The 22,982-nt window shown below is 41.5% G+C and carries 24 protein-coding genes and 1 pseudogene; 12 read left to right on the top strand and 13 right to left on the bottom strand.

From position 1 onward, the window contains the following. The first annotated feature begins 18 nt into the window (after positions 1 to 18). The 3 genes and pseudogenes from MKY77_RS21025 (at position 19) to MKY77_RS21015 (ending at position 1,814) form a co-directional block, all read left to right on the top strand. Positions 19 to 777 carry a hypothetical protein gene (locus MKY77_RS21025; protein WP_339147585.1) on the top strand — a complete coding sequence of 253 codons (759 nt, stop codon included), beginning with the start codon at positions 19 to 21 and terminating at the stop codon, positions 775 to 777. 127 nt (positions 778 to 904) lie between these two features. After that, positions 905 to 1,021: pseudogene (locus tag MKY77_RS21020) on the top strand (iron-sulfur cluster assembly accessory protein); the annotation flags it as partial. Positions 1,022 to 1,151: 130 nt separating this feature from the next. Further along, positions 1,152 to 1,814, top strand: a complete 663-nt coding sequence (locus tag MKY77_RS21015) for a hypothetical protein (protein WP_339147584.1) — start codon at positions 1,152 to 1,154, stop codon at positions 1,812 to 1,814. Positions 1,815 to 2,099: 285 nt separating this feature from the next. Here MKY77_RS21015 and MKY77_RS21010 read toward each other — a convergent pair whose 3' ends face one another. Both MKY77_RS21010 and MKY77_RS21005 read right to left on the bottom strand, forming a co-directional pair. Continuing rightward, a complete protein-coding gene (locus MKY77_RS21010) occupies positions 2,100 to 2,633 on the bottom strand; it encodes a hypothetical protein (protein ID WP_339147583.1) in 534 nt (177 codons plus the stop codon). Between the two features lie 246 nt (positions 2,634 to 2,879). Continuing rightward, positions 2,880 to 3,872, bottom strand: a complete 993-nt coding sequence (locus MKY77_RS21005) for an NAD(P)/FAD-dependent oxidoreductase (RefSeq protein WP_339147582.1) — start codon at positions 3,870 to 3,872, stop codon at positions 2,880 to 2,882. A gap of 410 nt (positions 3,873 to 4,282) precedes the next feature. Here MKY77_RS21005 and MKY77_RS21000 point away from each other — a divergent pair, with 410 nt between their 5' ends. From MKY77_RS21000 to MKY77_RS20985, 4 genes are all read left to right on the top strand, one after another. Then, positions 4,283 to 5,509 carry an NAD(P)/FAD-dependent oxidoreductase gene (locus tag MKY77_RS21000; RefSeq protein ID WP_169292866.1) on the top strand — a complete coding sequence of 409 codons (1,227 nt, stop codon included), beginning with the start codon at positions 4,283 to 4,285 and terminating at the stop codon, positions 5,507 to 5,509. 99 nt (positions 5,510 to 5,608) lie between these two features. After that, positions 5,609 to 6,088, top strand: a complete 480-nt coding sequence (locus MKY77_RS20995) for an NUDIX hydrolase (RefSeq protein WP_339147581.1) — start codon at positions 5,609 to 5,611, stop codon at positions 6,086 to 6,088. Positions 6,089 to 6,262: 174 nt separating this feature from the next. After that, a complete protein-coding gene (locus MKY77_RS20990; RefSeq protein ID WP_157860702.1) occupies positions 6,263 to 6,385 on the top strand; it encodes a YuiA family protein in 123 nt (40 codons plus the stop codon). Positions 6,386 to 6,543: 158 nt separating this feature from the next. After that, entirely contained in the window at positions 6,544 to 6,873 is a 330-nt protein-coding gene (locus MKY77_RS20985; RefSeq protein WP_339147580.1) for a YuiB family protein, read from the top strand. Here the strand turns inward: MKY77_RS20985 and MKY77_RS20980 are convergent. Then, on the bottom strand, positions 6,870 to 7,007 hold the full coding sequence (locus MKY77_RS20980; protein WP_339147579.1) for a hypothetical protein: 138 nt from the start codon (positions 7,005 to 7,007) through the stop codon (positions 6,870 to 6,872). The genes MKY77_RS20985 and MKY77_RS20980 overlap by 4 nt on opposite strands. A gap of 184 nt (positions 7,008 to 7,191) precedes the next feature. Here MKY77_RS20980 and MKY77_RS20975 point away from each other — a divergent pair, with 184 nt between their 5' ends. Then, on the top strand, positions 7,192 to 7,902 hold the full coding sequence (locus tag MKY77_RS20975; RefSeq protein WP_339147578.1) for a 3D domain-containing protein: 711 nt from the start codon (positions 7,192 to 7,194) through the stop codon (positions 7,900 to 7,902). Between the two features lie 100 nt (positions 7,903 to 8,002). Here the strand turns inward: MKY77_RS20975 and MKY77_RS20970 are convergent, their stop codons facing one another. Then, positions 8,003 to 8,812, bottom strand: a complete 810-nt coding sequence (locus MKY77_RS20970) for a cobalamin-binding protein (RefSeq protein ID WP_339147577.1) — start codon at positions 8,810 to 8,812, stop codon at positions 8,003 to 8,005. Positions 8,813 to 8,827: 15 nt separating this feature from the next. Continuing rightward, entirely contained in the window at positions 8,828 to 9,310 is a 483-nt protein-coding gene (locus MKY77_RS20965; RefSeq protein ID WP_339147576.1) for a divergent PAP2 family protein, read from the bottom strand. A 171-nt stretch (positions 9,311 to 9,481) separates the two neighbouring features. Here MKY77_RS20965 and MKY77_RS20960 point away from each other — a divergent pair, with 171 nt between their 5' ends. The 3 genes from MKY77_RS20960 to MKY77_RS20950 all read left to right on the top strand — a co-directional run bounded on the left by MKY77_RS20960 (position 9,482) and on the right by MKY77_RS20950 (position 13,220). Further along, positions 9,482 to 9,862, top strand: coding sequence for a DUF309 domain-containing protein (locus tag MKY77_RS20960; RefSeq protein WP_339147575.1), 381 nt, complete (start codon positions 9,482 to 9,484; stop codon positions 9,860 to 9,862). A gap of 63 nt (positions 9,863 to 9,925) precedes the next feature. Next, a complete protein-coding gene (locus MKY77_RS20955) occupies positions 9,926 to 11,434 on the top strand; it encodes a leucyl aminopeptidase (protein WP_339147574.1) in 1,509 nt (502 codons plus the stop codon). A gap of 454 nt (positions 11,435 to 11,888) precedes the next feature. Further along, the gene (locus MKY77_RS20950; RefSeq protein ID WP_339147573.1) at positions 11,889 to 13,220 is read left to right on the top strand and encodes a Na+/H+ antiporter family protein; all 1,332 of its coding nucleotides are present in this window, start codon (positions 11,889 to 11,891) and stop codon (positions 13,218 to 13,220) included. A gap of 53 nt (positions 13,221 to 13,273) precedes the next feature. On the opposite strand, the gene MKY77_RS20945 is transcribed toward MKY77_RS20950, so the two are convergent. Next, a complete protein-coding gene (locus MKY77_RS20945; RefSeq protein WP_339147572.1) occupies positions 13,274 to 13,870 on the bottom strand; it encodes a biotin transporter BioY in 597 nt (198 codons plus the stop codon). 172 nt (positions 13,871 to 14,042) lie between these two features. Between MKY77_RS20945 and MKY77_RS20940 the strand changes: the two genes are divergently transcribed. Beyond that, positions 14,043 to 14,282, top strand: coding sequence for a YueH family protein (locus MKY77_RS20940; protein WP_339147571.1), 240 nt, complete (start codon positions 14,043 to 14,045; stop codon positions 14,280 to 14,282). Positions 14,283 to 14,331: 49 nt separating this feature from the next. On the opposite strand, the gene rodA is transcribed toward MKY77_RS20940, so the two are convergent. From rodA to MKY77_RS20905, 7 genes are all read right to left on the bottom strand, one after another. After that, entirely contained in the window at positions 14,332 to 15,498 is a 1,167-nt protein-coding gene (gene rodA, locus MKY77_RS20935) for a rod shape-determining protein RodA (protein ID WP_339147570.1), read from the bottom strand. Next, complete coding sequence (gene ftsW / locus MKY77_RS20930) at positions 15,474 to 16,622, bottom strand: putative lipid II flippase FtsW (protein WP_339147569.1); 1,149 nt, start codon at positions 16,620 to 16,622, stop codon at positions 15,474 to 15,476. Before ftsW ends, rodA begins: the two co-directional genes overlap by 25 nt. A 649-nt stretch (positions 16,623 to 17,271) precedes the next feature. Next, entirely contained in the window at positions 17,272 to 18,144 is an 873-nt protein-coding gene (locus MKY77_RS20925) for an ABC transporter ATP-binding protein (protein WP_339147568.1), read from the bottom strand. 14 nt (positions 18,145 to 18,158) lie between these two features. Next, positions 18,159 to 18,974, bottom strand: a complete 816-nt coding sequence (locus MKY77_RS20920; RefSeq protein WP_339147567.1) for a hypothetical protein — start codon at positions 18,972 to 18,974, stop codon at positions 18,159 to 18,161. Beyond that, positions 18,925 to 19,533 (bottom strand): RNA polymerase sigma factor, encoded by a 609-nt coding sequence (locus MKY77_RS20915; RefSeq protein ID WP_339147566.1) that lies wholly within the window; start codon positions 19,531 to 19,533, stop codon positions 18,925 to 18,927. Before MKY77_RS20915 ends, MKY77_RS20920 begins: the two co-directional genes overlap by 50 nt. Then, positions 19,530 to 21,818, bottom strand: a complete 2,289-nt coding sequence (locus MKY77_RS20910) for a hypothetical protein (RefSeq protein WP_339147565.1) — start codon at positions 21,816 to 21,818, stop codon at positions 19,530 to 19,532. Before MKY77_RS20910 ends, MKY77_RS20915 begins: the two co-directional genes overlap by 4 nt. After that, the gene (locus MKY77_RS20905) at positions 21,815 to 22,681 is read right to left on the bottom strand and encodes an ABC transporter ATP-binding protein (protein ID WP_339147564.1); all 867 of its coding nucleotides are present in this window, start codon (positions 22,679 to 22,681) and stop codon (positions 21,815 to 21,817) included. Before MKY77_RS20905 ends, MKY77_RS20910 begins: the two co-directional genes overlap by 4 nt. Positions 22,682 to 22,982 lie beyond the last annotated feature (301 nt).

Genomic DNA, 22,982 nt, shown 5'->3' with positions numbered 1-22,982 from the left:
ATTTTGGAGGAGTAAAAAATGGGTGCCTGGGGAGTTGCAATATTATCCGAAGATGTAGCCGAAGATGTTAGCTTTAGATATAAGGATTTATTGGGTGATAATTATTCGAATGAAGAAGCAAGTAAAATAGTGATTGAAGAATTTCTGAATGAATTAGATGATGAAGAAATCACGGCTTTTTGGTTATCATTTGCTTTAATACAATGGAAATTAGGAAGACTTCAAGAGCAAGTAAAAAATAAAGCACTTCAAATTATTGATAGTGGTGCTGACCTTGAACGCTGGGAAGAAGACTCTAAATTAAAAAAGAAGCGTGAAGCGGTTCTACTTAAACTTAAAGAACAATTAAATTCTTCACAACCAAAAACTAAAAAAGTACCAAAGAGGTTTGTAACTGATACGTATTTAAAAGCAGGTGATGCCATTAGCTATCAATTACTGTCTGGGGATTATATTATTCTTAAGGTTATTGGTATTATTGAACAATGGACAGGAGATAAATATCCTCTTTTTGAAATATGTGATTGGCAAGGAAAGGTAATTCCTTCTAAAGAAGAAATCATACAATTACCACTTAAAGATTGGACATGGTGTAACGGAAAAAAAGAAATGCAGAAATTAGCAATCTTTCCAGCGGGAAAAAGAGATAACTCAACAAAACGGATTAATGTAGTAGCCAAGAATGTAAAAACAATACTAGATATGAAAGAACCGTACACTTTATTTACTTGGAAGGAATTTGATGAAAAGCTAAATCAATTTTATCATTTCAATTAGACTTTACATAGATCCTTGTACGATTCAGTCAACTACATTAACAATCGAGTTGGCTTGCAATTAACAACCTTGATTCCAATTCATAATCTCCCCAAACACCAAAAAGCCTTGATACATCAGCATTCTCAAACAGTCCATGATGGGCGGCGGATTTACCATCGACAATCCAAACGCCATCGCAAATTGTGGGTGTGGCTCGTCTTTCCGTACAGCGACGGAAGCAGGGAAGCCGGAAGAATGCTAAAAATATAAAAAACTTGGATAGCCTGTGGGGTTATCCAAGTTTTTTTGTTGAATTTAATTACCAAAATTATGAAACCATCTTCCTCTTATTAGCGTCTATATAGTTAGGTAAAAAAGAAGGAGTGGTCACATTGAAAGGTAAAAAGAGCATGGCAATTGTCCTATTGTCGGCACTAGGATTTGCAAGTATCGGAGCTTCCTGTCAAGGAGTGGAAACTCAGGCAAGTAAGTCATACGATTTTCATTCAATAAAACCTTCCAATCAGTATGTACGCATGGCGGTCCCAACTAATACATTTCACATAGATGGCAATAAAGTAGAAGAAGTTACCGAGGTTATTACTAATCCAACAGAAGTGGCCGGAGCCCCCCCAGAACCTGAAACAGTTAACCACAGAGAGGATGAGGTTAAAGAACAGACTGAACCTCAAACAGTCTCTATTGGAGACTACACCTACCATAAAATAGTTGACGATAGATTTACAAGTACCATAGCCATTGCAGAAAAGTATGGTGCCAGCCTCTATGGGATACCGGAATCAGACGGGTTCATGATTTACCATGATACAGTAGGCACTTTACTTTTTATGAGTACAGGCGCTGCAGTGGCAGAGCTTGCAAATGCAGATGTGATAATTGATTATTTTTCTACCGGGAATTGGACAGAGTATCCTGGAATTGTGGAGGGTATCCATGAGGTAGTGGAAACGGGTCAAGAAGTGAGAGTGGATCTTGGCGATTATATAGGGTATGTCATCACAATGGATAATGGAAAAATCGTTGTCTGGTGGTAGGACGATAAAAGCACCTTTCTAATGGAAGGGTGCTTCAGACTGTTGACAAACTATAAACTAATTAGGTTATCTGTTGGAAGAGTTGATCTTCGTTCCAGGAGCTACGCTTTCCGCGGGCAGTCCGGAAGCCTCCTCGGGCTACGCCCTGCGGGGTCTTCCATGTCCTTTCCTCCCGCAGGAGTCTTCGCTCCTTCCACTGCGATCAACTAGAGTATTTCATTATTTTAAGCTTTGTCTACACACTGAAGCACCTTTCTAATGGAAGGGTGCTTTTCTGCTGTTATCTTATTTTGTACCTTTCCATCGATAGAAGAAACATGCACCTAGAACCAGTGCCAAGCCAAGAGTTCCTATTACAGCGTTTTGCGTGGAGAAGGTAGCGATTGATTTACTATCATCTGGAGGAACAGTACCTTCACCGAGTTCCTTCAAATCGGACTGTGCATGTAGAAGCTCCGCTGTCCTGGAACAAAGGTAGGTCGTATATTCTCCATCTTCCAAATGGGCATAGACCAAGTATTCTTTGTCTTTTTCAAAATAAACACCGCAGGCTGCGGAATCCATGGCGGTGTATATGACTACTTCCTTAGTGCTCACACCTTTCCATGTTTCTGTCACACTTAATTTTACTTGTGTTGTACTGTTGAATTTTTCTTTTACATCTAACACTTTTCCAGTGAATACGGCATCCATCTTTGCCAGCTCTTCCTGTGGCGTGCCGGGTGGAAGGCAGGAGCACGCAAAGCCTGTAGATGAGAGGGATGTAAACGATAGAATGGTGAAGAAAAAAGCAAGCAGAGCGAGCTTGAAAAGTTTCATTTTGCAGATCACCTCTTTAGGGGTTGTTAATATGTTAGACGTTGAGCGGTGGAAAGAGGTTACAGTGGTTTATAAAATGTTAGTCTGTTGGAGTGTTTGATAGTCGCCTGTTTGGTAACCGTAGTATATGAAGACAATCTGAGACCAGAATTCAGGTTTTAATTGTTTTTATCCCTGCGCCCTCTTCTAAAGACAAAAAAACCAACCCTTTTTTATACAAGAGTTGGCTGCACTTTCATAGCAGGCTTAGAATAAACTAGTACTATGAAGTGGTTGTACTTTCGCTTTTGGATCGATATAAGATTTTGCATTGTTTACTGCAGTTGGTGCTTCACCAAAACCACAAGCAATTAGTTTCACTTTTCCTTCGTATGTGCAGATATCACCAGCTGCATAGATTCCGGAGATGTTTGTTTCCATTTTGGAGTTGACCACAATGGAATTCTTTTCGATTTCAAGTCCCCAATCCTTGATAGGACCAAGAGAGGAAACGAATCCGTAGTTGACAATCACATCATCGACATCTAGCACTTCACGCTCTTCTGATTTCACTTTTTCGAGGACAACTTGATTGATTGCATTGTCGTCACCGATTAGTTCTGCCGGTACGTAAGGCGTTTTGATTTCAACTTTGGAATTCATTAATGTTTCCACACTGTGCTCATGTGCACGGAACTTGTCACGACGGTGAACAAGTGTCACTTTCTCAGCAATCGGTTCTAGCATTAGTGCCCAGTCAACTGCGGAATCTCCGCCACCGAATACGACGACTTTTTTACCGGCAAACTTGTTCATATCATCAACAAAGTAGTGGATGTTCTTGTTTTCGTAATCAGTTGCGTTTTCAAGCTCAAGGCGGCGCGGTTGGAAGGCTCCATTTCCAGCAGTGATGATAACTGCTTTGGAATAATGAGTTTCTTTGTCCGTCACAATTTTAAAGGTGCCATCGCCCATTTTTTCGAGTGTTTGAACGGATTGCTCCAATGCAACCGTTGGCTCAAATTTGGCCATTTGCTCTTTCAGGTTGTTGATTAATTCCTGTGCACGGATTTTCGGGAACCCGGCAATATCATATATGTACTTTTCAGGGTATAACGCGGATAACTGCCCACCCAATTGTGGTAGACTTTCAATGATTTTGACGCTTGCCTGCCTCATACCTCCGTAGAAAGCAGTGAATAAGCCTGTAGGACCTCCACCAATGATGGTGATGTCAAATACTTTTTGTTCTTCGCTCATCTGTACCTATCCCCCTAAACGATTGTTTACTTTCTTTCTTTATCATAGCATAATTTTCTCACAATTTCTGTTTTCAACCTTAGAAAAAGGGGAACATATACTGAAAATAGGTAGAATTTTTGAAATACAAAGGATAGTTATAACAGAGATTGCCTATTTTTCCGAATATTTTAAAGCTTTTTAAACTATGATTTTGTCTTGAAAAAAAGACCGAAAAAGAATATGATGGTATGTAGGTTAAGTTTCTTTGTGACAAATTTCGCACTTTTTTGCCGTCCATATTCGTGAAGTATTTCACAATCATTTATATCTAATAAATTTTATCTTTATAGTGGATAGTAAGAATGGGTACAGTGAGATTTGTTTCATGTCTTCATATTTATTTTATAAAAAATTTCAATATAAAAGGTGTGATTCATTTGAAAAAGCCAAGTATAGTTATTTTAGGTGCAGGTTACGGTGGTCTGGTAACGGCAGTTCGTCTTCAAAAAATGATCGGTGTCAATGAGGCCGATATCACGTTAGTAAACAAAAACGACTATCATTATGAGTCAACATGGTTACATGAAGCGTCTGCAGGTACTTTGCCAGCTGATCGCACTCGCTACAAAATTTCCGATGTCATCGATCGCAGCAAAGTCCACTTCTTACATGACACAGTAACAGGCATCAACCGTGAAGCGAAAACTGTTGCTTTGACAAAGGGTGGAGAAATCTCTTATGACTACCTAGTAGTTGGTCTTGGATATGAAGCAGAGACTTTTGGCATCAAGGGCTTGAAAGAGCATGCGTTCACGATCGCAAACCTAAATGTTGCTCGTAAAATCCGTGAGCACATCGAATATCAATTTGCTACTTACAACACAGAAGCACACCGTCGCGACGATCGTTTGACAATCGTTGTTGGTGGAGCTGGATTTACTGGTATCGAGTTCCTTGGAGAACTTGTTAATCGTGTTCCTGAGCTTTGCCAAGAGTTCGATATCCCGAAAGAAAAAGTTCGTATCGTCTGTGTAGAGGCAGCACCAACTGTTCTTCCTGGGTTTGATCCTGAACTGGTAGAATACGCTGTAAACACACTAGAGCGTAAAGGCGTAGAATTCAAGATTGGTACTGCAATCAAAGAAGCGACAGAAGAAGGAATCATCGTTGCAAAAGACGAAGAAGTGGAAGAAATCAAAGCTGGTACAGTTGTTTGGGCTGCCGGTGTACGTGGAAACCACTTGGTGGAAGATTCCGGATTCGAAAACATGCGTGGCCGCGTGAAAGTAGATCCTTACTTACGCGCTCCTGGACATGAGGATGTATTCATCGTTGGAGACTGTTCACTAATCATCAACGAAGAAATCAACCGTCCATATCCTCCAACTGCACAAATCGCGATGCAACAAGGGGAAGTATGTGCGAAAAACTTGGCAGTATTGGTTCGTGGCCAAGGTGAATTACAAACCTTCACTCCTGACCTTAAAGGAACAGTTTGTTCTTTAGGGGAAGATGATGCAATCGGTGTCGTATTCGGTCGCAAAATCTGGGGCTCAAAAGCATCCTTCATGAAGAAAATGGTGGATAACCGTGCTCTTTACATGATTGGTGGAGCTGGACTTGTAATGAAAAAAGGTAAATTCAACGTATTATAAGATAAGTTTAGTAAAAGCTGCATGTTCAACAACGTGCGGCTTTTCATTTTGCCTTTTTTCCTGATACCATTAGATATAGATGGAAAGGGGAATGATGCTATGGGAAAAAGAGAGAATGTTTGGCTGGCAGTTGCCGGAATTGTAGTAACCGATGACGGCAAGTGGCTTGTCGTTAAAAAACGATACGGTGGTCTGAAAGGTAAGTGGTCCTTTCCTGCAGGATTTGTGGAAGCAGATGAAACGGTGGATGAGGCGGTAAAACGAGAGGTATTAGAAGAAACAGGGGTTAATGTGAAGGTGGAAGGTCTGGTGGGAGTAAGGTCTGGTGTCATCAAGGAGAGCATCAGCGACAATATGCTTCTGTTTTTATGCAGCCCTCTACATACAGAAGTGGTTTATCAGGAGAGTGAACTCTCTGATGCTGCGTTTAAAACGCTAGACGAATTGGAGAATGACCCAGATTCTTCTCTCTTGATCCACTACTGTGCAAATCTCTCAAATCTATCTGTTTTAAAAGAAACAAATTCCATGGATCCGGGACAAATTTTTAATTATAGCTCGTATAAGTTATTTTTCTAATAATTCTGTAAATTTAAGAAAAAGAAAGATATAAGTAGATTGGATAAGATGTATTCGCTTACATCATTCATTTCAGCCGATTTCGTCCCTTTCCTTTACCCTTGGAAGGATGGTATATTATCAGAAAATTAAATTAAATTCTGTTTTGAGAAAAATCATCTGGAGGGATTGGGAATGAAAAATCAACTGCAAACAGAGAAAAAGGATTGCCCGTATTGCTCAGGTAAAGGTTACTTTCAGTTATTGCTAGGCGGATCTGAAACTTGCTCCTGCTGTGGAGGAAGCGGAAGAAAATAGACTTCGTTTCATACTCAGGCACAATCGCGTCCGTTCTACGATAGGTCAATTATGACGTATTTAGGACAATTGCGATTGTGTTTTTGTTTGTATTCCAAAAGTAATTGACTCGTCTCAACGCTTTCAGTACACTAAGAAAAGATGTGTAATGGAGGTGCTTGGTATTGAACATACCAATTTTACTTATATCTGTCGTCTTGTTTTTTGTGCTTTTCTTTGGAATTGGATTCCTTTTAAATATGTTATTGCGAATGTCCTGGATTATGGCCATCATATATCCGTTGGTTTGTGTATGGATCATCGCTCAGGATGATGTAAGGCTTATTGATTATTTCAGACAGCCTGGTACTGCTTTTTCAACACTTGGGTCAGAGATTGCTTCCTTGCAGGTTGCGGATATCACCATTTTGGTCTGCGGCTTTCTTGGCGCGGTCTGCTCTGGTATTGTCATTAGGATGCTTCGCAAAAATGGATATCAAATGTTTTAATGTTCAAAAAGAATCGGTTCTATAACCGGTTCTTTTTTGTGCTTTTCTATAAAGCAGTTGATTTCCGTTCCAGGTGCTTCGCTTTCCTGGGGGCGGTCCGGGAGTCTCCTCGGCAAGCCTGCTGGGTCTCCCATGTCCCTTCCTCCCGCGATGGAGTCTGCGCACTTCCACTACAATCAACTTGGTTACTTGCTGTAACATTAAAGCCTCTATTTTTATGGTAAATATAGTTGCATATTACTCAAATCTCACAAAATAGGAATACTTTTTCTGAAAAGAGGGAAGGAATATCTTGTGAGAGGAGAGTGAGTGTATCACATGAAAACGGCGAAAATGATATGCCGAAGGTCTGTTATGGCGGTACTTTTTGTACTAGCATTGTCTGTTACCTTCCAATCCATATCAGGAGTTGAAGCATCAACCATTCACAATTGGCTAAAAGAGAACAATATATATGCCATTGATGGACAAGAGACAAAAGAAGACGAAGACGGCCTACTTAAAAGGATGGGGCTGAACTTCAAACAACTAAATTTCTTATCGGCAACGCCTACACTGGTCTCAGCAGAAGAAGCGATAGAGAAGCCAATAACACTAGAGGAACTAGATTGGGCCCAATATCCCACACATAAAGTGCATGCAACAGGTTATACCGCAGGCTATGAATCAACAGGAAAGAATCCTGGCGACCCAAGCTATGGAATTACATACTCAGGACTTAAAGTCAAAAGGGACCTCTATTCCACGATTGCAGCAGATATCAATGTCTTTCCGATAGGGACTATCCTTTTCATCCCGGGATATGGGTATGGGGTGGTCGCTGATATTGGCGGGGCAATCAAAGGGAATAAAATTGACCTGTATTACGATACAGTGGATGACGTTTTCAATGATTGGGGCAAGCGTACCATTGATGTGTATATTGTTAAAAAAGGCGATGGTACATTGACTGAGGAAGAGTTGACGCAATTGAATGAAGAGGAAAGCATGCAGGTGTTCCGTCAGCAGTATAGGGGCAACGAGGAGTAGTATGGAAAAAGCCGTACCTTTCAGGGGTTACCTGAAGGTACGGCTTTTTTATCTTAGTTCCTTCCACTTCAATCATCCTAAAATCTGCATCAACAATTGGTCATTTCAATAAAGGATCGTCTCCCTTATACTCGGGATAGATTGTTGGGTGGAGGAGGGAAGCTAGCTTCTGTAAGCCCATAATCAGCCTTGGGGAAGGTCTGCAATAGAGACTTTCCTCAAGTACATGGATGTTGGAATTCCGAACGGCATTGATGGTGTCGGCATTTTCCCGTTTCATCACATGCTTTGGGTTCATTTTTGACTCCTTCACCCCAACCCAGATCATACAAATCGCATCCGGGTTCTTATCCACCACTTCTGCCCAGTCTGCCTGGTAACTAGCCACTTCTTTATCTGAAAAGATATTGACCGCCCCAGCCAGTTCACTTAACTCTGTAAGCCAGTTGACCCTGCCAGGAGTAAAAATGGGTTTTGGCCACCATTCCCAGTACAAGGCAGGCGTATCGTTACTCGTTGCAGCGTGTTGCTTGTATGTATGGATAATCTCCCTCATGGAGGAAGCAACCTCGTCCGCTTTAGCTGAAGTGTGTGTCAGTTCTCCCACCGCCAGCAAGTCCCGCATAATATCTTCAAGCGATTGTGGATCAAGGACGATATGAGGAATCTTGCGTTCTTTGAGCTCTTGAACATTTCGCTCCATTCCCGGAACACTTAAGCTGGCTAAAACCAAATCGGGCTCCAACGCTTCGAGTCTATCCATATCAATATTCAAATCTGGACCGAGTCTCGGGAGGTCGGAAACAGCTTCTGGCCAATCAGAAAAATCGTCCACTCCGACAAGTCTGCCAGTGAGGCCAAGATAATGAAGCAGTTCTGTATTGCTTGGACATATAGATATTAGACGCATCGTTTTCGACCTCCCCTACAAGCCATGAACTAAGTAATGTAACACAATAGTCAATAAGATACCTGTTATCGCTCCAAAAAATACTTCAATCGGTTTATGACCAAGCAGTTCCTTTAAATCTTTTACTTTCTCCTGCTCATCCATATTGGGCCATTTTTTGGTTTCTTCTACAAAACGGTTAAAATCCCCCACCAGCTTATTCAATACGATCGCTTGCTCACCGGCGTGTCTTCTGACTCCAGTTGCATCGAACATGACAATGATGGCAAATACGGTTGCAACTGCGAAAATGGGCGATTCCAATCCGGTTTCAATCGCTACGCCTGTAGCCAATGCAGTAACAGCAGCAGAATGGGAGCTCGGCATTCCCCCTGTACTTGTAATCAATGACCAATCAATTCTCCGAGTCCCGATATATTGAATGGGAACTTTTACAAATTGTGCAAATCCGATTGCTGCCAATGCAGCCCATAAAGGAAAATTAGAAAATAACTCCATCTGATAGAATCGTCCTTTCTCTGCGGTTGTTTCTATTACTATACCCTTTCTTCCAAGATGTAGCACGTGAAGAAAGAGTATTATGTATAGACAATTTTCTTATTATTATGAATCATAATACAGGATTTGTTAAGATGTAGACAGGACAAATTGATTAAAGGGGCAGAAAAAATGGCAATATACCCGGAAGAATACTATGAATTTTTTGTTTCCTTCAATGAAGGGGATTATTATACCTGCCACGATTTATTGGAAGAAATATGGATGACAGATAAAGGGAATTATTTTCTGAAAGGCTTATTGCAAATGACTGTTGCCATCTATCACTATGAATATGGGAATGTGAAAGGAGCTCGCTTGATGATGGAAGCCGGGCGGGTGTATATCCAAAAATACAGACCAAGATATTGGGGGGTAGACCTTGAGAAGGTTCATCACTTCATCCTTCGTTGCATAGAGCTTATGCCGAAAAATATAGACAGGGTGCCCTTTGAAGAGATATCTACCTTACCTCGGTTGCCATCACTGGTCCTTTTTTTAGAAGATGATTAGAAAGTCGAAATATTTCCGTAAGTTCGCTATAATAAAACTATAATAAACAGGAGGTGCAGAAACATGTTTGTCGTACATAATGTAGAGAGTTTTACAGAGGAGCAACAGGAGGCTGTTGTAGTAGGCCTTTCCGAGAAACATAGTACATTAAGTGGTTTTGTAGGGGAACTGGATAAGCAATTGGAAGGCTACCTTTCACAGCTATTGAAGGATGGGGATGTGTCTGCCAAAAAAGGAAAGCTTGCTAGAATACATACATTTGGCAAAACCTCCTATAAAAGAATTTTTGTAGTGGGTACTGGCCGAGAAGAGAAGCTTACTTTCGTAGAGTTACGTAAAGTGTTCGGTAAAGTTGGAAAAACACTTCAAGAATCAAAGCTTGCACATGTTGTAGTGGCATTGGATACCTTTGTAACAGAAGATGTAGACGTGTTAGATGCCGCTCATGCATTAGGGGAATCCATCCCTTTGTCCACCTATAAATATGATGGATATAAACAGAAATCGAATGAACCTGAAGTGAAACTAGAGCAGGTTATCTTGCTGACAAATCACGATCAGGGAGAAGTTGAAGCAAGTGCACATGTAGGATATGTGTATGCAAAGGGGACGAACAGTGCCCGTACTCTCGTGAACCTGCCAGGGAATATGCTGACTGCAACTGATTTGGCAAACCATGCTGCCGGCTTGGCTGAGAAATACGGATTCGAACTGGAAATCCTGGAAAAAGAAGAGATGGAAAAGCTCGGGATGGGCGCATTGCTTGCCGTGAACAAAGGGTCCGTAGAACCTCCTAAGATGATTGTCCTGAAATATCAAGGAAAAGACGAATGGACAGATGTAATTGGTCTGGTTGGAAAGGGAATCACCTTTGATACTGGTGGATATTCCATTAAGCCTAAAGATGGTATCGTAGGCATGAAAACCGATATGGGCGGAGCTGCAACTGTCCTTGGTGCAATGGAAGCGATTGGCGAGTTGAAACCAGATCAAAATGTATTGGCAGTTATCGCATCGACTGACAATATGATCAGTGGAAATGCCTTTAAGCCAGATGATGTCATCACTTCCATGAGTGGTAAAACTATCGAGATCCTGAACACGGATGCGGAGGGACGCCTTGTTCTAGCGGATGCTGTAACTTATGCGAAGCAGCATGGCGCCAATTATTTAGTTGACGTTGCCACACTGACAGGAGGAGTAATCATCGCACTTGGAAACCATACAACAGGGGCGATGACAAATGATGAAGCATGGTTTGAAGAAGTGTTGGAAGCATCCCACGAAGCCGGAGAGGAAATGTGGCGCCTGCCAATTTTCGACCATGCAAAAGAGCGTGTCCGCAGCAGTAAGGTAGCGGACTTGAACAACTCTCCAGGTCGTGATGGCCATGCCATTTTTGCAGGAGCATTTATTGGGGAGTTTGCCGAGGGTACTCCATGGGTCCACTTGGATATCGCGGGTACCGCAACTGCAAAATCTGCCCATGATCTTGGTCCGAGTGGCGGAACCGGGGCGATGGTAAGAACACTTGTTACCTTGGTGGAGCGTTTTGGACAGGTGGAAGAGTAAGAGTTCAATATTAAAGTAGATAAATGCGTCGCCTCCTTTTGCAAGGGATGCGTTTTTCATTGTATAGACAAAGCTTAAAATAATGATATTCTCTAGTTGATCGCAGTGGAAGGAGCGAAGACTCCTGCGGGAGGAAAGGACATGGAAGACCCCGCAGGGCGTAGCCCGAGGAGGCTTCCGGACTGCCCGCGGAAAGCGAAGCTCCTGCAACGAAGATCAACTCTTCCAACAGTTAACCTAACTACCTTATAGTTTGTCAACAGTCTGAAATGCGCATCCTATTGCTAGGGATGCGCATTTTTATTTTCCCCTGCAAGCTTCCTAACTTTTCCGTTGACAGCCATTACCACTCTATGTTAATTTATCTTTATGCTTTTTCACTCTAATTCTCTAATGATTTAATTAACTAAAGCGAAATCAACAAGATTCACATAAAAGAAAGGACGTCTTTATTATGAACGCAGTAATCATAGCCGTTTTGGTTATGCTCACACTGAGCTTACTTAGAATAAATGTAGTTCTCGCACTCGTTACTGGTGCATTCATCGGTGGAATGGTTGGCGGTTTGGGCTTGGAGACCACCATCAATACGTTCACAGAAGGTCTTGGGGGGAATGCAGCGGTTGCCCTGAGCTATGCGCTTTTGGGAGCCTTTGCAGTAGCGTTATCTAAAACAGGCCTTCCAGATGCACTGGTGGAAAGTGCGATCAGTCTTGTCGGAACAAAAGAAGATACACGCAAAAAAGGGTTATCCAAAGTACTTATTCTCCTTATTCTTTTAGCAGTATCCATTATGTCACAGAACGTTATTCCTGTTCACATCGCATTCATTCCGATATTAATACCGCCATTACTAAAAATATTGAACGAACTGAACATTGATAGAAGGTTGACAGCGACCATTATCACCTTTGGCCTAACAGCGCCGTACATCCTTTTGCCTGTTGGATTCGGTGGAATCTTCCATGACATCCTGAGAACAAATATGGGGGAGAGTGGATTGGATATCAGTCTATCTTCCATTCCGACTGCCATGATGATCCCGGTTTCAGGTATGGTAGTGGGTCTATTGATAGCAGTATTCTTTAGCTATAGAAAGCCTAGAACCTATGAACAGAAAGCTATAGCTGATCAGGAGACGGCTACCTATACGTTTAAATCTATTACATTTGCATTATTGGCCGTAGTAGTATCACTTGTTACCCAAGTATACTTGACAGAAGTGGTAGGGGTTCAAGGAATGATTTACGGTTCCCTTGTTGGAATCATCATTCTTTATATTGGTGGAGCGATGAAATTCAATGAAACAGATGTCATTCTAACATCGGGTATGCGCATGATGGCATTTATCGGATTTGTCATGATTGCAGCTTCCGGTTTTGCAAGCGTATTAAGGGAGACGGGACATATTGAAACATTAGTGTCCACTTCTGCTGAATGGATTGGGTCTAATCAGCTGATTGCCGCGCTTGCCATGTTGACAGTAGGACTTCTTATCACGATGGGGATTGGGTCTTCCTTCTCTACCATTCCCATTATTGCAGCTATATTTGTACCATTATGTGCAGAACTTGGTTTCAGTGCCATGGCAACCATTGCGATTGTCGGAACAGCGGCAGCACTTGGTGATGCTGGATCTCCTGCATCAGACAGCACACTTGGACCGACTTCCGGTTTGAATGCAGATGGTCAGCACAATCACATCTGGGATACATGTGTACCGACTTTCCTACACTACAATATCCCTTTAATTATCTTTGGTTGTATTGCAGCAGTTATATTATAAACCTAAAAAAAAGCCAGGCTGCTTATCGTTGCAGCTTGGCTTCATTCATTTTATTACGCAGCTTTGGGCGTATAAGGAGTTTTACTTGTTTTATTCACGACATAGTACAGTTTAGTGGCAATGATTCCGCAGAAAATAGTAAAAACAAAGTCTTTAACGGAAAACCATGCCATTGTTAGCCAGGCTGTAGAATATGCCATGTCGGCCTCTAACACATAATTGATAATCATGTACATGTAGTTTGTTCCAATGAAATAAATAAGAATGATACCTATAAAAGATGCAAACATAAATGTTCCGGCTTTAGGCTGTGACTTCTTTTCCACAATCAATCCGGCAACAAAGGCGGTAATGACGTAGGATAAAAGGAATCCGCCAGTCGGTCCAATGATAGGCGCGAATCCGGAACCGAATCCAGCAAAAACAGGTGCACCTGCGATCCCTACCAATAAATAAACAATCATCGAAATGGCGCCTAGGCGTGAGCCAAGTAAAATACCTGCAAGCACACAGAAGAATGGTTGCATGGATAGTGGGACATTTCCGATTTGTAGAAATGGAATCCAAGATACAATGTTGGCACCAATAGCCATCAATGCCACAAACATAGCTGCATACGTGATATCCAATGTTGAAAGTGAACGTTTCATAATGTAAACCCCTTTGCTGTGTGTAGTTAACAATAAAATAATAATCTAAAAGTCTAATAGATGTCAACATCATTTTAATAAGGGTTTACATATAGAGTTATTAAACCTTGAATATTTACTTTAGTCTAGCTAAAATATTCATAGCAAGAGAAAAGAAGGGGAGGGACCCACTATGAAGATAAGAAAAGCTAACTTGCAAGTAAATACTTTCAGTGTGTACATACATGAAAATAAAAAAGAGGAACAAACGTTGATTGCCATCCCATTCATTAAATGGTCCACGGTTATTTCCTATGAAGAGGATAATAGCTCTTTGACAAAGCGTTTGGAGGACGAATTCCAATCTACATTAGAAAGCGAAGACGCGACTCATCTTTCATTAAAGATTGGACAGTGGGTTCGCGAGATGTGAATGAGTAAAAGAAAAAACACTTTTCCTAGATACGGAAAAGTGTTTTTTCTTAGTTAAACATAAACTTCTTCGTCCGATATTTGACACTCATGACAATTCCCATGGCTATCATATTGGTCAGCAACGCACTTCCTCCATAGCTCATAAATGGAAGTGCAAGCCCCGTAATAGGCATAAGGCCGATTGTCATAGCAATGTTCTGGAATATCTGGAAAGCCAACAAACCGATGACCCCTGTAACCAGATAAGTCCCATAAGGGTTATCACAGCTGATGGCTATAATGATTAAACGATAGATCATAATGAAGTAGATGGAAATTACCAGAGTCGCTCCTACAAATCCAAATTCCTCTCCAATCAGGGCGAAAATGAAGTCCGTTTGAACCTCAGGTATACGTCCACTTTGCGATTGGACCCCTTCCAGCAATCCTCGTCCTGACACTTGACCGGATCCAATCCCCTTTAGGGCTTCTGTGAGCTGAAAGCCGAACGACGAAGCATATTCTTCCCGCATCAACCAACCATAGATCCGCTCCAATTGGTGAGGCTTGATGAATTTGGAGAAAAGCTCGAAATGATTATTGTGCAGGTAAACAAGCAAGGTCAACCCTGCAGTTGCGGCCCCGGCCAGTAAGGTTAAAATTCGCCAAGAAGCGCCGCTTATGAAGATCATGGTAACCATGATGGCTCCCACTACCAGTGCCGTCCCCAAGTCAGGTTGAAGCAGTATCAATCCGAAAGGCGGCAAAGAGTAAATCAAGATTTTTATAACAACACTGATAGGTGTAACAGTCTCTAATTCGTGCTTTTCTTTTGCCCACTTGTAGATGACTCCCGCAAGCACCATAATCAGAAATATTTTCATGAATTCCGAAGGCTGTAATAGGAAGCCCCCCAGATTGATCCAACGCTGTGATCCGTTTCTTACGGTACCGACAAAATGGACGGCGACAAGGAGGATCAGTCCAAGAAAATAAAAGGGAAGGGCAAGGTTTTCCAAAAGTTCATAATCAAAGAACATAACGGCAAACATAATTCCTACCCCAATGATATACCAAATGATCTGCCGTTTTACAAAATAATACGGGTCATCAGCAAAATATTGACCCGACGCACTATAAACAGCTACTAAACTGATAATAAATAGTAAAAACAGCAGAAATAACAGCGTATAATCAATACGACTATACTCTAGCTTGTTATTTTCTGTCCCCATGTTGATTCTGTCTCCTCTCTAGCTTCTCTCGCAATGGTGGCATGTTTCGATAAGTGGACGAGAATACCTGCTGCATAAATGGTGATGAGCAGGGAAGACCCTCCGTAACTGATGAATGGAAGGGTAATACCCGTTATCGGCAATACGCCGCTTACTGCTCCTGCATTAAAAAATACTTGGCTGCTGATTTGGAAGGTAATCCCGAATGCCAGCAATTTTGCAAAGGGGTCTTTTAAAGCAACGCCAATTCTTACCCCACGAACTAAAACAATCAGGTAAAGAAGGAAAAGAAAAAGCACCCCAAAAATTCCCAGCTCTTCCGAAATAACGGCAAGAATAAAATCCGTATGTGCTTCAGGAAGATAACCAAGCTTATGAATCCCTTGCCCTAGGCCTCTTCCTGTCAAACCGGCATCCCCGATAGCGATAAAGGAATTCACAAGTTGAAATCCAGTATCAGACTCATTGCCAAAAGGGTCGATAAAAGAAGTGATTCTCTTAAGACGGTAGCTGGCAGTAGTAGCCAAGATCATGACAGCACCAGCTGCAACGGTTCCAAGCATCAAAATATGCTTCAGCTTTGCCCCGGAGCAGATCAATATCGCTCCGCAAGCAACCAATATGGATGTTCCGGTTCCAAGGTCCGGCTGTAGTAAAATAAGGAAGAAAACAAGTCCCAATACTGCCAAGGGAGGTGCTACACCTTGTTTGAATTGGTGGATATATGGTTGTTTTCTTGCATACACTCTTGCAAAGTAAATGACCATGACCAATTTGGCGATCTCGGAAGGCTGTATACGGATCCCCATATCAATCCATCTTCTTGAACCATTGACATCCACGCCAATAAACGGAATCAAAACGGCCAATAACATGAAAATAATCACTCCGACAAATAATGGAGTAAATCTTTCATAGAATTTATACTTAAGCATGGTTGCCCCGATAAACACCGGAATTCCTATCATAAGCCAATCCTTCTGCTTGTTGAAGAAATAGGCATAGTCTTCGTGCTGTTCATACCCAAGCAGCATTCCCGCACTATAAACCATGATCAACCCATATGTACATAACAGAATGATGGCTGTAATCAATATCCAATCGAGTTTTTTGAAATGTATCATTTTCTAGTACTCCTTTAAAAAAGGGCTGTTCTTGCATCTTTTTATATTTTGGTAGATTTTGAATTGCCATAGATGAAAAGATTCTCCCAATATAATTATACAATACAATAGCATTACAAAGATATTGGGAATATGTGAAACTTATGTAACATAGAGAGAGTTGATTCATTCTCCAGGTGTCGCTTATCCAGAGGGTGTACGCTTAAGCCTCTTGCCACACTTCAGGGGTCTCAAGTCCACCGGCTCCTCCTCGGCAAATGTTCGGAACACTCGTAATGAATTGAATGTCCGAAGATTTACCGTTCTTGTCCGAAGTTTTGGGAAAGTTGTCCAAAGATTGCACGAACTTGTCCAAAGATTCGCCACAATTGTCCGAACGACATTTTGAAGTGTCCAAACCTTGTGGATTCTTGTCCGAACATTGCCTGTTACTTGTCCAAATATACCCCCTCAGCCTTGCGGAAATGTCCGAACCTAATAGGGAAATGTCCAATGGCTTTTTAGGCCAATAAAAAAGTGTTTTTTTTTAGCCTTTTACGTAAACCTTTGTGGAAGTGGAGCTCATTCCACCACTGTACTTAAAGTTGTAAGCAGTAAAAGCCCAATTGCCGACTTTTCACTTGTGAGAGAAGGGACAAACAAAAAGAAGCTAGTTTATGGTAGCTTCTTTTGAGTATTTTCTGATGAAGAACGCGTCTTCCATGGTGGGTTCCGTTGCCTCAAATCCCAATGATGGCTTAGTCTTGCTGGCACATCGTACGATGAGTTTGTCTTTCATGCGGCCAGCATAAACAATCAAATGGCACTTAGAGAATTCTTCATAGTATTCATCATGGACTTCCCCTGTCCAGACTGTTAGTGGCAGTCCATGCTTCCACATTGTTTTGCTGCCAAAAAAGTGGACATTCCCTTTGTACATCCATAACACGTCATGGCAGATTGGTCCCCATTCGTTCAATTCATGTGTAGCAACAAGAATGACACAGTGTGGAGCGAGTGTCGCTATATAGTTCAACAAACTTTTGCGTTCATGGATATCCAAGTAGTTTAACGGTTCATCAAGAAAAATATAGTGAGGCTTCCCAAGAAAAGCCTGTGCCAATGCTAAGCGTTGCTGCATTCCTTGGGAGAGCTTTTTTATTTTTGTCTTCTGCACATCCTCCAAATGGAAAACCTTCAATAAATCTTGGGTTTGTTTTCTTGAAAAGTCCTTTCTTAAGCCTTTTAACTGAGACATATACATAAGAAGCTTTACCGGGGTAAAATCTGGATAGAGCTCGATGCCTGTTGGGACAAAGCCTATTTTACTTCTCACCGCTGCAAGGTTTGAATCCATTGTATCTTTGTTGTAGGTTATGGTTCCCTTTGGGGCCTTGTTGGCGGTAGCCAAAAGGTGAAGGAGCGTCGACTTTCCGGATCCATTATTCCCTACAAGGATGGTGATTCCGTTTTGAAGTGTAAGCTCTTCAATAGTTAAAGAAAAGTTCTTATATTTCCAGACTATGTCTTGGATCTGTATCATTTTATCGCCTCAATCTAACGAAACATGGTTTGTAATTCCAAGCTTTTCTTGTATGAAAGATATAGCAGTAATGCTCCTAATAGGACAAATGCCCCCTGAATGCCTGCAACTTGGGTATAAGTTAATGGCATAAATGTGCTCGGAGACGCCTGGTAAACAAATGCAGCCATCATCAACCCGATCCAGCATGCCATTCCCAAGGCAAGTCCTTTTTTCACACCTTTTCGCATCATAACATAAGCGATTATCCCATAAATAAGTAAGGCAGGAGCTATCCAGTGCAACAAAAATGGTAGCAGTTTAAAATGTTCCATATTAAAGCTTAGATAAATCGAACTGATAACACCCATTATCATATTCATGATCAAAATGATTACCATACGACTGAGCAACAACAAAGCAGGTGGGAAGGGAGTGATACCTTCAATGGTGCGCATCTGCTTGTTCCAGGTTTGATACGTATAGAAAACTCCAACGAGCATGGATAGTGGTATCGCAAACTGATAAAACAGGATGGCCTCGTACAAATTATAGTTGGATGAAAAGAGCGTAAGCATGACAAAGATCAACGTGCTTGCCACCCAAAAATGCCACTGGTAAAAGGATATTTGTGCCTTAAGTTGAGAAAGGAAGCTTGGCGTCTGGACCATTTCATGGACAGGGTCCTCTGAAGTTTCTTTTCCAATCTCATTAAATGCAGGTTGCAAAGCAGCCAGTAATGCCTTTGTGTCCTGACTGGATGGCGTTTTGACCACATATGAAGAAAACATTTCTTTCATTTCATCTTCTAGTTGATACAGCTCTTGATCTTGATTGTGTTGTTCCTTCATTATACTCCGCCTCCTTTTCCGCTTCTTTCGATAATACCCCTTTGAGCTTCTTTAATGCATGAAACAGGTTAGATTTGACCGTACCTAGAGGTAGGTCCAGGATTTCTGCAATTTCTTTCAGTTTCATATCTTGATAAAAACGTAATGTGACAATCTGTTGTTGTGTCTCTGACAAATTTTTCAATGAATTTAAAATTTCTTTTCTCGTCTCCTGGCGTTCATAGATTTCAATGACGGAAGCCTGTTGGTCCACCGTTACAGGCATATCATCTTTGGCAGTATCCTCCGAGCGATATTGGGCACTTCGCCAGTAATCCTTACAGATATTTGAAGCGACCCTATATAGCCAGGCTTTTGGATAGGTTGGTATCTGTTTGTTTTGTAACTGTTTCAGTAGCCGGATAAATGTTTCCTGCACCACGTCTTCGGCCTTTTTTGAATCCTTTAACAGTCTTTCAATATATTGATGAATGGCTACATGGTATCGATGGACAAAGGCTTCAAATGCAGCCTGGTCTCCATCCGCCATTTGTTCAAGGAGCTGTTCATCACTTATCATCGCATTCCCCCACTTTCAAACGTACGATTCCAATGGGTCATCCACTCTTTATAAGTGAATGATTCTTTGTTGTTTACTTGAATATCTTGGTATACATCTTTGAGTATTCTTCTCACATCCTCCATATTCCCTTTTTCTATCTCTTTTGCAACCATCAACACCACCAGTTCATTTTTTTGAAGGTGATGGGATTGGATAAGCTCATCAAATTTCTCCAGTGTCGTCTTTTCTCCCGAAGAGGACATCCAGTTAATATGAGAGACGGTGGACAGGAAGTAGAATTGAGTGCCATTGAATTGATCAAATTCTTCCCATTCAAGGTCATAGTAATCCTTATATAATACAAGAAGAAACGATTCCATCACGGACTTCATCACAAATTCCTCTGAGTAGTAGGAGGGATGTGAAGAACGGTGTCCGAAAAGCATATATGACAATAGCTGTGTCTTCAGATCTGTCATGGTATTATTTATCACGTTCCCATCGGAGATATGAACATAGGTTTGGAGGCTATCATCAAAAAAAACCGCTTCATCAAAATGATTAAAATAATAGGTTTCAGCTCCGACAATGGTAAGAGAGGGGATGTATGCGAGTTTCATGCTATATTGCAAGGGCTCTCCCAACCAGCGATTGAAATAATCCTCCACCTTCTCCATGTCAGAAAGCCGTTGTTGAAGTCTATGGATGTTTTCTTCTTTGGCTATGACGGAAAAAGGAAGATTCTCCTTGCTTTCCACAAGCCCTTTATTAGATAAAAGCGTAACCCCCTTTGCATCCCTGCTTTTAAAAACCTGAGAACCGTCTGTTTCCACGGCGCTTTCATGACTTGTACTAAATACATCTTGATCAAAGTTTTTCAATGTCACCTTATAGTCTGAAAGTGGTAGCCGCTGATTCAATTCGATATGACGGTTGAAATGGATGGTATTAATATAATGATCCGTTTCCGTATCTACGCAAGTATAAATTGAATAATCACCTGGGAGCGGGTACCACCCGATATAAGATGGAAAGTACATATCCTTTTTATCCAAGAAAGCGAAATATTTTTCTTTTCCATACACCCGGCCCCACTCGTGAAGGCTGCCTGAGTAATACACTTCCAACTTATTTATTTCTTGTTGTTTCACTTCAGGAAGCGTAATCAGGTGCTCTTTTTTTACAAAGTCAGTCTCCATACCATTCCATAGGACGGATTCCACTTCAAATGTGGGATAAAGGGAAAACTGAACGGGTAGCTTTTCCTCGTTTACAGGTATATCCATCATGGTATGAACGGCTATTTTGGAGTTATCCATTCGCTCCATTTCAATTGTATAACTATCCACTTCGTAAAATTCTCCGACAGTGTTAAAGAGTTCTCCGGTTTTATAATTGTAATGATTAACCGCACCCGTTCTTAATTGTTCATAGTGACCAACCCGGTCCGCCCAGAAAGTACCGTATGGGATAAAGGAGGCAAAGGTCAGAACGGCCACTACTCCAAAGAATGCCCATTTTCGTTTTTCAAAGGAAGATATACGGTCAGTGGATGATTTGATAATCGTCATTGCCAGCAAGAAAAGGCTGAAAAAGAAGACAAATAACTGAGAATAAATAGTTTCCCTTCTTTCTAATCTGCTCCCCCAATCACTAGAAGCAGCACTATCCATAAAAAATTGATTCAAATGAAAAGTCTTTAAGAAATATAATTGATATCTTTGAATGATATATCCTTCCATAAAAAAGGTACCAAACATCCATGCGCAAAACACGATGATATAGACGATCCTGTTAGAGATGAGGACAGCCAATACCATCCCTAAGGCAATGGAAACGCCATAGGACAACTGGCTTTGAATGGAAAGGCGAAAACCCTGCTCCAAAAGATAAGCAATATCTTTTCCATAGGACGCGCCTTGCCACAAAAAAGTGAAGAAGAAAAACAAAGTAAAAATACTACTGTATATAAAAAGGGATAGGTATTTTGCAAGAATGATAGACAAAAAAGAATTCGGCAAGGAATTCGTCCAATCCAATAAAACGGTCTGCTTTTCCCTTCGGATGGTAAGCACACTTGCCAGAAAGATCACGCCGAGTGAAAGCGTATGGCCGATAGCAAGAAATTCGTTATTAGCTTTAGAGAAGCTTGCAGCAAATTGGCCAATATAATTGATGCTTCCCTCCCTCTGATTGGTCAACCAAATGGCCATTCCAATTCCATATAGCAGTGGCGCTATAAGAAAGAACCAATTCTTGAAAATGAATCTACCTTCCAATTGCAGCTGTTTTAGAAATTTCATGGGGTAGGTCCTCCTAAAAGGGCGAGGTAGCCGTCCTCAAGAGTGGGTTCTAACATCTTTGCGCCATAAAACGGTTTTTCTTCCGCCAAAACTCGTGCATGTATCGTGCTGCCTCGATGCTCTGAACATAAAATGGTATCCTCCGCAAGGTTCTCCAAATACCCAGAAGGAACGGTCCCCTCCCAAACCTTGCCACATGCTCTTTCCCTTAATTGATCGACGGTAGCATCCAACATCAGCTTGCCTTTTCTTAAAACCGCGATTTCATAACAACTACTTTCTATATCTGTCACAACATGGGTAGAAAGGAGGATGCTTTTGTTCAGGCCCTCCTTGGATAAGAGGTTTCGGAGACGGAGCCGTTCTTCCGGATCGAGCCCAACGGTTGGTTCATCCAAAATGACTAGTTTTGGATTCCCCATGAATGCCTGCGCTATTCCGACACGCTGCTTCATCCCGTGGGAGAATGTTTTCAGTTTCTCATGTGCTTTGGAAGTGAGATTCACCTCGTGTAACCAGTGTAAAACTTGTTCCCTACGCTCTTTCTTGTTCGTTACGCCTTTCATCACCCCAACATAATCAAGGATCTCGATAGGTGTTAATTGTGGATAAACATGAAAGTGTTGAGGAAGGTACCCGATCATTTTTCGAACTTTTTCCGGTTGTGTATTTATGGAAAGGGAGTCTATCAGGACATCTCCCTCTGAAGGTTTCATTAATGTCGCCATGATCCGCATGAGTGTGGATTTTCCTGCACCGTTCGGGCCTAACAACCCAAATATGCCTGTGGATATTTGCAGATTGATAGATGATAGTGCTTGATGTTGTTTGTATGTTTTGGATAGATTGCGAATTTCGATCATGGTGAAACCTTCTTTCTTTTTAGCTGAATAGTTGTTAAACTCCTTTAGATTTCCGTTCCAGGTGTTCGCTTATCCAGAAGGCGGTGCTTGAGCCTCCTCACAATGCTTCAGGGGTCTCAACCTACCGCTATCTCCCGCCGGAGTCTCACACCTTGCACTGCAATCTAAAGGTGGTTTCTTTAATCCTTCAATAATTATAACGAAATAGAGGGAAAAAGGTTTAAGCTCTGGTGGATTTTTTAGAGAAGGAGGGATTTACCAGCGATATTATCGATAAATATCTGAATTTTCTTCAGGAAAG

This window comes from Sutcliffiella sp. FSL R7-0096 (assembly GCF_038595065.1).
Taxonomy (GTDB): Bacteria; Bacillota; Bacilli; order Bacillales; family Bacillaceae_I; genus Sutcliffiella_A.
Note: the sequence above shows the minus strand (reverse complement) of the source record. Positions and strands in the feature narration are given on the sequence as shown.